The following is a 5,581-nucleotide window of genomic DNA, read 5'->3' as shown; positions in this document are numbered from 1 at the left end:
ACGTTGAGTCCGGCGGCGTCCTACTCTCCCACAAGGTCCCCCTTGCAGTACCATCGGCGCTGAGAGGCTTAGCTTCCGGGTTCGGAATGTGACCGGGCGTTTCCCTCTCGCTATGACCACCGGAACACCTTCGACTTGACCCATCGGATCAAGAAAGCTGTCCCGCGCATGCGCGGTGTTCAGTTTCATGTTCCCGATCGTCTGTCGGGAACCACAAAGTGGACGCGAGCCCCACACCACGAATGGTGTGGGTAAAAAGTGTGTTGTCAAGTCTTCGGCTTATTAGTACCGGTCAGCTCCACGGGTCGTTAGTCCCCGCTTCCACATCCGGCCTATCAACCCAGTAGTCTGCTGGGAGCCTCTCACACTCAAGGTGCATGGAAATCTCATCTCGAAGACGGCTTCCCGCTTAGATGCTTTCAGCGGTTATCCGGTCCGAACGTAGCTAATCAGCGGTGCCCTTGGCAGAACAACTGACACACCAGAGGTTCGTCCATCCCGGTCCTCTCGTACTAGGGATAGATCTTCTCAAATTTCCAACGCGCGCAGCGGATAGGGACCGAACTGTCTCACGACGTTCTAAACCCAGCTCGCGTACCGCTTTAATGGGCGAACAGCCCAACCCTTGGGACCTACTCCAGCCCCAGGATGCGACGAGCCGACATCGAGGTGCCAAACCATGCCGTCGATATGGACTCTTGGGCAAGATCAGCCTGTTATCCCCGAGGTACCTTTTATCCGTTGAGCGACAGCGCTTCCACAAGCCACTGCCGGATCACTAGTCCCGACTTTCGTCCCTGCTCGACCTGTCAGTCTCACAGTCAAGCTCCCTTGTGCACTTACACTCGCCACCTGATTGCCAACCAGGTTGAGGGAACCTTTGGGCGCCTCCGTTACTCTTTGGGAGGCAACCGCCCCAGTTAAACTACCCATCAGGCACTGTCCATGAACCCGATCAGGGTCCTACGTTAGACATCCAAAGTGACCAGAGTGGTATTTCAACAATGACTCCACGAACACTAGCGTGCCCGCTTCACAGTCTCCCACCTATCCTACACAAGCCACTCCGAACACCAATACCAAACTGTAGTAAAGGTCACGGGGTCTTTCCGTCCTGCTGCGCGTAACGAGCATCTTTACTCGTAGTGCAATTTCGCCGAGTTCGCGGTTGAGACAGCTGGGAAGTCGTTACGCCATTCGTGCAGGTCGGAACTTACCCGACAAGGAATTTCGCTACCTTAGGATGGTTATAGTTACCACCGCCGTTTACTGGGGCTTAAATTCAGAGCTTCGCCCAAAGGCTAACCCTTCCTCTTAACCTTCCAGCACCGGGCAGGCGTCAGTCCGTATACATCGTCTTGCGACTTCGCACGGACCTGTGTTTTTAGTAAACAGTCGCTTCCCACTGGTCTCTGCGGCCTTCAACGCTCAACAAAGCAAGTTCGTATCACGTGTCCGGCCCCCCTTCTCCCGAAGTTACGGGGGCATTTTGCCGAGTTCCTTAACCACGATTCTCTCGATCTCCTTGGTATTCTCTACCTGACCACCTGAGTCGGTTTCGGGTACGGGCGGCTGCAACCTCGCGTCGATGCTTTTCTCGGCAGCATAGGATCACTGATTTCCCCAAAACGGGTACGCGTCGGATCTCAGGCACACAGACGACGGATTTGCCTATCGTCAGCCCTACATCCTTACACCAGGTTCACCTTACGGATACCATCGCCTGGCTCAGCTACCTTCCTGCGTCACACCTGTTCATACGCTAGCCGCACCAGCATGGGGTCGAGCGTTAGACCGGACACCATCACCCCGAAGGGATCCAGTAAGCCCGGGTTAGGACTCTTAGCACCACTGGATTAGCTTGGGCGGTTGTTCGCCGGTACGGGAATATCAACCCGTTGTCCATCGACTACGCCTGTCGGCCTCGCCTTAGGTCCCGACTTACCCAGGGCGGATTAACCTGGCCCTGGAACCCTTGGTCTTTCGGAGGACGGGTTTCTCACCCGTCTTTCGCTACTCATGCCTGCATTCTCACTCGTGTGGCGTCCACGGCTGGATTACTCCGCCGCTTCACTCGCCACACGACGCTCTCCTACCACTCCGCACGACTGAACCACGAAGGCTAATCGGTGTGCGAAATCTACAACTTCGGCGGTGTGCTTGAGCCCCGTTACATTGTCGGCGCGGAATCACTTGACCAGTGAGCTATTACGCACTCTTTCAAGGGTGGCTGCTTCTAAGCCAACCTCCTGGTTGTCTGTGCAACTCCACATCCTTTCCCACTTAGCACACGCTTAGGGGCCTTAGTTGGTAGTCTGGGTTGTTTCCCTCTCGACGATGAAGCTTATCCCCCACCGTCTCACTGCTGCGCTCTCACTCACCGGCATTCGGAGTTTGGCTGACGTCAGTAACCTGTTGAGGCCCATCGGCCATCCAGTAGCTCTACCTCCGGCGAGAAACACGCAACGCTGCACCTAAATGCATTTCGGAGAGAACCAGCTATCACGAAGTTTGATTGGCCTTTCACCCCTATCCACAGCTCATCCCCTCCATTTTCAACTGAAGTGGGTTCGGTCCTCCACGACGTCTTACCGTCGCTTCAACCTGGCCATGGATAGATCACTTCGCTTCGGGTCTAGGACATGCGACTGTATCGCCCTATTCAGACTCGCTTTCGCTACGGCTGCCCCACACGGGTTAACCTCGCCACATATCACTAACTCGCAGGCTCATTCTTCAAAAGGCACGCCGTCACCCCTACAAGGAGGCTCCGACGGTTTGTAAGCAAACGGTTTCAGGTACTATTTCACTCCCCTCCCGGGGTACTTTTCACCTTTCCCTCACGGTACTTGTCCGCTATCGGTCATCTGGGAGTATTTAGGCTTATCAGGTGGTCCTGACAGATTCACACGGGATTTCTCGGGCCCCGTGCTACTTGGGATACACATCCGGCCATAACACCATTTCGTCTACGGGGCTGGCACCCACTACGGCCCGGCTTTCGAACCGGTTCGACTATGATGCGCTGTAACCGCCCCAGTCCGGCAGAACTGAGCGACGTGTCCCACAACCCCGACCATGCAACGCCCGCCGGCTATCACACATGATCGGTTTAGCCTCATCCGCTTTCGCTCGCCACTACTCACGGAATCACATGTTGTTTTCTCTTCCTGTGGGTACTGAGATGTTTCACTTCCCCACGTTCCCTCTACCCGCCCTATATATTCAGGCGGGAGTCACCAGGTCACAAAAGCGCCTGGCGGGGTTTCCCCATTCGGAAATCCTCGGCTCACAGCTCGATTATCAGCTCCCCGAGGCTTATCGCAGATTTCTACGTCCTTCTTCGGCTCCAGATGCCAAGGCATCCACCGTTTGCTCTTAGAAACTTGACCACAAAGATTAAAAATTGCAATCCACTCACAACGACAAGCCCACCCGAAGGCCGACCAACCATTGCAAGCGATTTCAAAGATGCTCGCGTCCACTGTGTAGTTCTCAACATACGATCGGCACCACACCCCACCGACACCAACGCATCAGCTTCATGTGGCCCACCGAAGAACCCTGACGGATCACTCCGCCGGCTCAACCCCCGAAACCACCACCCACACTGGGGCAGCGACCGGGAAGCCTGGTCCCTCAGGACCCAACAACGTGCACCAGCCGACCCACTCACCACCGACCCGTCCCAACCAGCAAGCTGGCGTACTAGGGCCGGAAGCTGCGCTCCCGACTGCACTGTCAATGTTCCACCCATGAGCTACCCGTCGGACACGTTCGGTCCGAACCAGGCGCCTGGACCCACCCCACACCTGCCTACTGCAGACACGGGGACGAGCCAGATGCTCCTTAGAAAGGAGGTGATCCAGCCGCACCTTCCGGTACGGCTACCTTGTTACGACTTAGTCCTAATCACCGATCCCACCTTCGACGGCTCCTTCCACAAGGGTTAGGCCACCGGCTTCGGGTGTTACCGACTTTCATGACTTGACGGGCGGTGTGTACAAGGCCCGGGAACGTATTCACCGCAGCGTTGCTGATCTGCGATTACTAGCGACTCCGACTTCATGAGGTCGAGTTGCAGACCTCAATCCGAACTGAGACCGGCTTTTTGGGATTCGCTCCACCTTACGGTATCGCAGCCCTTTGTACCGGCCATTGTAGCATGCGTGAAGCCCAAGACATAAGGGGCATGATGATTTGACGTCATCCCCACCTTCCTCCGAGTTGACCCCGGCAGTCTCCTATGAGTCCCCGCCATAACGCGCTGGCAACATAGAACGAGGGTTGCGCTCGTTGCGGGACTTAACCCAACATCTCACGACACGAGCTGACGACAACCATGCACCACCTGTACACCGACCACAAGGGGGCAACCATCTCTGGCCGTTTCCGGTGTATGTCAAGCCTTGGTAAGGTTCTTCGCGTTGCATCGAATTAATCCGCATGCTCCGCCGCTTGTGCGGGCCCCCGTCAATTCCTTTGAGTTTTAGCCTTGCGGCCGTACTCCCCAGGCGGGGCGCTTAATGCGTTAGCTACGACACAGAAACCGTGGAAAGGTCCCTACATCTAGCGCCCAACGTTTACGGCGTGGACTACCAGGGTATCTAATCCTGTTCGCTCCCCACGCTTTCGCTCCTCAGCGTCAGTTACGGCCCAGAGATCTGCCTTCGCCATCGGTGTTCCTCCTGATATCTGCGCATTCCACCGCTACACCAGGAATTCCAATCTCCCCTACCGCACTCTAGTCTGCCCGTACCCACTGCAAGCCCGAGGTTGAGCCTCGGGATTTCACAGCAGACGCGACAAACCGCCTACGAGCTCTTTACGCCCAATAATTCCGGACAACGCTTGCACCCTACGTATTACCGCGGCTGCTGGCACGTAGTTAGCCGGTGCTTTTTCTGCAGGTACCGTCACTTACGCTTCTTCCCTACTAAAAGAGGTTTACAACCCGAAGGCCGTCATCCCTCACGCGGCGTTGCTGCATCAGGCTTTCGCCCATTGTGCAATATTCCCCACTGCTGCCTCCCGTAGGAGTCTGGGCCGTGTCTCAGTCCCAGTGTGGCCGGTCACCCTCTCAGGCCGGCTACCCGTCGTCGCCTTGGTGAGCCATTACCTCACCAACAAGCTGATAGGCCGCGAGTCCATCCCCAACCAAAAAATCTTTCCACCACCAGACCATGCGGCCGGCAGTCATATCCAGTATTAGACGTCGTTTCCAACGCTTATCCCAGAGTCAGGGGCAGGTTACTCACGTGTTACTCACCCGTTCGCCACTAATCCACCCAGCAAGCTGGGCATCATCGTTCGACTTGCATGTGTTAAGCACGCCGCCAGCGTTCGTCCTGAGCCAGGATCAAACTCTCCGTAAAAAAATACAACCAACACCCGAAAGTGTCAGCGAGTTGAAACTGACCGTAAAGACTGTCTACTGACAATCAATTCAATCCAAAAGGAATTGTCTCCGACAACCGTGACCCCCAAAAGAGCCACGATCGCACGGGGTCAAAATAATTGGCATTGACAATGTGCACGCTGTTGAGTTCTCAAGGACCAGACGCACCCACCAATCAGCCCG

The 5,581-nt window shown here is 55.9% G+C and carries 3 rRNA genes; all 3 read right to left on the bottom strand.

Annotated elements, in window-relative coordinates:
* Positions 1-7: 7 nt before the first annotated feature.
* A 5S ribosomal RNA gene (gene rrf / locus DEU32_RS16765) occupies positions 8-124 on the bottom strand.
* Between the two features lie 138 nt (positions 125-262).
* Positions 263-3,392, bottom strand: a 23S ribosomal RNA gene (locus DEU32_RS16760).
* A 461-nt stretch (positions 3,393-3,853) separates the two neighbouring features.
* Positions 3,854-5,375, bottom strand: a 16S ribosomal RNA gene (locus DEU32_RS16755).
* Together the 16S, 23S and 5S rRNA genes form the textbook arrangement of a ribosomal RNA operon.
* Between the last annotated feature and the right edge of the window lie 206 nt (positions 5,376-5,581).

This window comes from Curtobacterium sp. AG1037, assembly GCF_003349855.1.
GTDB lineage: Bacteria > Actinomycetota > Actinomycetes > Actinomycetales > Microbacteriaceae > Curtobacterium > Curtobacterium citreum.
This window is presented reverse-complemented; position numbering and strand designations above follow the sequence as displayed.